Source organism: Nocardiopsis sp. B62, assembly GCF_018070675.1.
In the GTDB taxonomy this organism is placed as follows: domain Bacteria; phylum Actinomycetota; class Actinomycetes; order Streptosporangiales; family Streptosporangiaceae; genus Nocardiopsis; species Nocardiopsis prasina.
This window is the reverse complement of sequence record NZ_JAGPXK010000054.1, coordinates 1-5,467: the sequence shown is the minus strand read 5'-3', so window position 1 is coordinate 5,467 and position 5,467 is coordinate 1. Positions and strand designations below refer to the sequence as shown.

The following is a 5,467-nucleotide window of genomic DNA, read 5'->3' as shown; positions in this document are numbered from 1 at the left end:
ACCCCAACAAAAAAGAAGGGAAAGAACCCGCCCCAAAGGACAAGCCCTTCCCCTCCCCTATCAAGAAAAACCGTGGCAGCGACCTACTCTCCCACCCCACAACAGGGCAGTACCATCAGCGCAAGGAGACTTAACGACCGGGTTCGGAATGAGACCGAGTGTGACCCTCCTGCCAAAACCACCACGGAAACCAACACCCACAACCACCACTCAACCCAACAGGGGAGCAACAGCCACGAGCAAGCTTCGTGAACAAAGTGTGCGCGAACATCCAATTATCTGCAGCGGACAAGCCCTCGACCTATTAGTACCGGTCAGCTCCACCCCTCACGAGGCTTCCACACCCGGCCTATCAACCCTGTCGTCTACAGGGAGTCTTACCCTCTCAAGGAGGCAGGAGACCTCATCTCGAAGCAAGCTTCCCGCTTAGATGCTTTCAGCGGTTATCTCTCCCGAACGTAGCCAACCAGCCATGCCCTTGGCAGGACAACTGGCACACCAGAGGTTCGTCCGTCCCGGTCCTCTCGTACTAGGGACAGCCCTTCTCAAGTCTCCAACGCGCACAGCGGATAGGGACCGAACTGTCTCACGACGTTCTAAACCCAGCTCGCGTGCCGCTTTAATGGGCGAACAGCCCAACCCTTGGGACCAACTCCAGCCCCAGGATGCGACGAGCCGACATCGAGGTGCCAAACCATCCCGTCGATATGGACTCTTGGGGAAGATCAGCCTGTTATCCCCGGGGTACCTTTTAGCCGTTGAGCGACACCGCTTCCACACGCCGGTGCCGGATCACTAGTCCCAGCTTTCGCTCCTGCTCGACACGTCCGTCTCACAGTCAAGCTCCCTTGTGCACTTACACTCAACACCTGATTACCAACCAGGCTGAGGGAACCTTTGGGCGCCTCCGTTACTCTTTGGGAGGCAACCGCCCCAGTTAAACTACCCACCAGACACTGTCCCCGAACCGGATCACGGTCCAAAGTTAGATGCCCGAAACAGTCAGAGTGGTATTTCACCAACGCCTCCACCGCCACTAGCGTGACAGTCTCACAGGCTCCCACCTATCCTACACAAACCATCCCAAACACCAATGTCAAGCTATAGTGAAGGTCCCGGGGTCTTTCCGTCCTGCTGCGCGAAACGAGCATCTTTACTCGTAGTGCAATTTCACCGGGCCCATGGTTGAGACAGTGGGGAAGTCGTTACGCCATTCGTGCAGGTCGGAACTTACCCGACAAGGAATTTCGCTACCTTAGGATGGTTATAGTTACCACCGCCGTTTACTGGCGCTTAGATTCCTAGCTTCGCGGGCCGAAACCCACTAACCAGTCCTCTTAACGTTCCAGCACCGGGCAGGCGTCAGTCCGTATACAGCGTCTTACGACTTCGCACGGACCTGTGTTTTTAATAAACAGTCGCTTCCCCCCGCTATCTGCGACCCCACCCAGCTCAGGCCGTAAAGACCGTCACCAGACAGGGCTCCCCTTCTCCCAAAGTTACGGGGACAATTTGCCGAGTTCCTTAACCATGGTTCACCCGAACGCCTCGGTATTCTCTACCTGACCACCTGCGTCGGTTTAGGGTACTGGCCACACACGAACTCGCTAGAGGCTTTTCTCGACAGCATGGGATCACTCACTTCACCAAAAACGGCTCGGCATCACGTCTCAGCCTTAACGAAGGGCGGATTTGCCTACCCCTCGGCCTACACGCTTACTCCCGGACAACCATCGCCGGGTAGAGCTACCCTCCTGCGTCACCCCATCACTTACCTACTACAAGCTCGGGTCCCAGACCAGTTCAGAGGCATCCCCCGAAGGGCACACCAAGAACCAGCGTGGTTAGCATCACCTGATTCGATACTGGACGCTCGTGCACGGGTACGGGAATATCAACCCGTTATCCATCGACTACGCCTGTCGGCCTCGCCTTAGGTCCAGACTCACCCTGGGCGGATTAACCTGCCCCAGGAACCCTTAGTCAATCGGCGGCAACGTTTCTCACGTTGCTTTCGCTACTCATGCCTGCATTCTCACTCGCACACCCTCCACCACTCGATCACTCGGCAGCTTCACTGGATGCACGACGCTCCCCTACCAACCCAGCCCTTACGGGCTGAACTTCACAGCTTCGGCGGTGTACTTAAGCCCCGCTACATTATCGGCGCAGAACCACTTGACCAGTGAGCTATTACGCACTCTTTAAAGGATGGCTGCTTCTAAGCCAACCTCCTGGTTGTCTCAGCAACTCCACAACCTTTCCCACTTAGCACACGCTTAGGGGCCTTAGCTGATGATCTGGGCTGTTTCCCTCTCGACTACGAAGCTTATCCCCCGCAGTCTCACTGCCACGCTTCACTTAACCGGCATTCGGAGTTTGTCTGACGTCAGTAACCTTGTAGGGCCCATCAGCCAAACAGTAGCTCTACCTCCAGCAAGAAACACGTGACGCTGCACCTAAATGCATTTCGGGGAGAACCAGCTATCACGGAGTTTGATTGGCCTTTCACCCCTACCCACACCTCATCCCCCAGATTTTCAACTCTGGTGGGTTCGGGCCTCCACGAGGTCTTACCCCCGCTTCACCCTGGACATGGGTAGATCACTCCGCTTCGGGTCCACAGCATGCGACTCAATCGCCCTATTCAGACTCGGTTTCCCTACGGCTACCCCACCCGGGTTAACCTTGCCACACACCATGACTCGCAGGCTCATTCTTCAAAAGGCACGCCATCACCAAAGACAAGCTTCAGCTCTGACGGCTTGACAGCACACGGTTTCAGGTACTATTTCACGACCCCTCACCGGGGCACTTTTCACCTTTCCCTCACGGTACTAGTGCACTATCGGTCATCAGGACGTATTTTGGCTTAGCAGGTGGTCCTGCCAGATTCACACGGAATTTCTCGGGCTCCGCGCTACTCGGGAGAACATCAACACCTAGACTCTTCCTTCACCTACGGGACTCTCACCCACTCCGGTACCGTTTCCCAACGGATTCAGCTAGAAAAATCATCAGCGCTCCAGGCCGACAGACCTGAAAAGATGCATCCCACAACCCCGCACACGCAACGACTGTCGTCTATCACACGCGCACGGTTTAGCCTCTTCCCCGTTCGCTCACCACTACTAGGAGAATCACTGTTGTTTACTCTTCCTACGGGTACTGAGATGTTTCACTTCCCCGCGTCACCACCAACTACCCTATACATTCAGGTAGCGGCAACCCGACACAACTCGGGCTAGGTTTCCCCATTCGGACACCCGCGGATCAAAGCTCGGTTGACAGCTCCCCGCGGCCTATCGTGGCCTCCCACGTCCTTCATCGGCGCCTGATGCCAAGGCATCCACCGTGTGCCACTATCACTTGGCCACTACAGATAATAAGATGCTCGCGCACACTATTCACAAATCAAAACACCAACCACAAACTCCCCTACCTCAAACCACAAACCCAACCCGCAAGGGCCAGGACGTGGGAGTTACTGGAGGTGGTAGCGGGAACCAACCACAAGGATTGCTTCCTCAGACACCCAACAGCGCGCCCCCCGACGCTTCTAGTCGCCGGAGGCAAAGTCCAATTTTCTTCAGCCACTCCCCATCACCCCGCAAGGGGTGTGAGGTCCACTTTCGAGTCCGACCAACGATAGAAAGGTGTTGGTCTTCAAAAGACTCCTTAGAAAGGAGGTGATCCAGCCGCACCTTCCGGTACGGCTACCTTGTTACGACTTCGTCCCAATCGCCAGCCCCACCTTCACTCATTCCCTCCCCGAAGGGTTAGGCCACAAGTTTCGGGTGTTGCCGACTTTCATGACGTGACGGGCGGTGTGTACAAGGCCCGGGAACGTATTCACCGCGGCGTTGCTGATCCGCGATTACTAGCGACTCCACCTTCATGGGGTCGAGTTGCAGACCCCAATCCGAACTGAGACCGGCTTTAAGGGATTCGCTCCACCTTACGGTATCGCACGCCCATTGTACCGGCCATTGTAGCATGTTTGCAGCCCAAGACATAAGGGGCATGATGACTTGACGTCGTCCCCACCTTCCTCCGAGTTGACCCCGGCAGTCTCCCATGAGTCCCCACCATTACGTGCTGGCAACATGGAACAAGGGTTGCGCTCGTTGCGGGACTTAACCCAACATCTCACGACACGAGCTGACGACAGCCATGCACCACCTGTCACCCACCAACTAAATGACCCTGTATCTCTACAGGTCCACGGGTGATGTCAAACCTTGGTAAGGTTCTTCGCGTTGCGTCGAATTAAGCAACATGCTCCGCCGCTTGTGCGGGCCCCCGTCAATTCCTTTGAGTTTTAGCCTTGCGGCCGTACTCCCCAGGCGGGGCGCTTAATGCGTTAGCTACGGCGCGGAAACCGTGGAAAGTCCCCACACCTAGCGCCCAACGTTTACGGCATGGACTACCAGGGTATCTAATCCTGTTCGCTCCCCATGCTTTCGCTCCTCAGCGTCAGGTAAGGCCCAGAAACCCGCCTTCGCCACCGGTGTTCCTCCTGATATCTGCGCATTTCACCGCTACACCAGGAATTCCAGTTTCCCCTACCTACCTCTAGCATGCCCGTATCCACTGCAGAACCGGAGTTAAGCCCCGGTCTTTCACAGCAGACGCGACATGCCGCCTACGAGCTCTTTACGCCCAATAATTCCGGACAACGCTCGGACCCTACGTATTACCGCGGCTGCTGGCACGTAGTTAGCCGGTCCTTATTCCCCACCTACCGTCAACCCCACGAGAACGTGGAGCCTGCGTTGGTGGTAAAAGAGGTTTACAACCCGAAGGCCTTCATCCCCCACGCGGCGTCGCTGCATCAGGCTTTCGCCCATTGTGCAATATTCCCCACTGCTGCCTCCCGCAGGAGTCTGGGCCGTGTCTCAGTCCCAGTGTGGCCGGTCGCCCTCTCAGGCCGGCTACCCGTAATCGCCTTGGTAGGCCTTTACCCCACCAACAAGCTGATAGGCCGCGAGCCCATCCCTGACCGATAAAACTTTCCACCCTCCACCATGAGGTGGCGGGTCGTATCCGGTATTAGACGGCGTTTCCACCGCTTATCCCGGAGTCAGGGGCAGGTTGCTCACGTGTTACTCACCCGTTCGCCGCTCGTGTACCCCGAAGGGCCTTACCGCTCGACTTGCATGTGTTAAGCACGCCGCCAGCGTTCGTCCTGAGCCAGGATCAAACTCTCCATAAAGGTCAAACAACCCGTCCCGGCGACCGTGAGGTCAGCCTGGGGCGAGTAAACCTAGAAGAAATCCTGACCAACCAACTCGCGTTGGTTAATCAAAGGAACCCTACGCACCGAAGTGCGTCGGGGCCAAAACAAACATGGCTTAAAGAAAATCAAACACGCGCTGTTGAGTTCTCAAGAAACAATCACTCTTCCCGTACAAGCGCCAGAACCGAAGTTCCGTCTGCTCTTCCGGAGAAGGCTTTTTGCGTTTCC

Annotated in this window: 3 rRNA genes; all 3 read right to left on the bottom strand. The window is 56.3% G+C overall.

Annotated features, from left to right (window positions below):
• Positions 1 to 70: 70 nt before the first annotated feature.
• Positions 71 to 186: ribosomal RNA gene (gene rrf, locus KBX21_RS26230) — 5S ribosomal RNA — on the bottom strand.
• A 97-nt stretch (positions 187 to 283) separates the two neighbouring features.
• A 23S ribosomal RNA gene (locus KBX21_RS26225) occupies positions 284 to 3,376 on the bottom strand.
• A gap of 306 nt (positions 3,377 to 3,682) precedes the next feature.
• A 16S ribosomal RNA gene (locus tag KBX21_RS26220) occupies positions 3,683 to 5,215 on the bottom strand.
• Together the 16S, 23S and 5S rRNA genes form the textbook arrangement of a ribosomal RNA operon.
• Positions 5,216 to 5,467: the final 252 nt, after the last annotated feature.